Raw genomic sequence first — 235 nt, forward strand, 5'->3', positions numbered from 1 at the left:
CTCCCGCGCGCCCTCGACCGGCCGGTACAACCCGGGCACGGCGACCTCGCCCGCCCCGTGCCCGTAGACGGTCGCGGGGGCCACGGTCTCGGACACGGCATCCGGCACGGTCTCGACCGCAGCCTCCGCCCCGGTCCGGACGATGCCGATCGCGATCGTGCCCGCCGCGACCACGACCACGAGGGCGACGGCGGCACCGATCCCCAGCCGGCGACGCGACACCGGCACCGTCTGC

1 protein-coding gene is annotated in these 235 nt (G+C 77.4%); it reads right to left on the bottom strand.

Annotated elements, in window-relative coordinates:
• Positions 1-222, bottom strand: a 222-nt coding sequence (locus tag KVT44_RS57175; protein WP_217577206.1) for a hypothetical protein, incomplete at its 3' end; no start/stop codon positions are given.
• Between the last annotated feature and the right edge of the window lie 13 nt (positions 223-235).

This window comes from Streptomyces sp. GbtcB7 (genome assembly GCF_019091445.1).
Taxonomy (GTDB): Bacteria; Actinomycetota; Actinomycetes; order Streptomycetales; family Streptomycetaceae; genus Streptomyces; species Streptomyces mirabilis.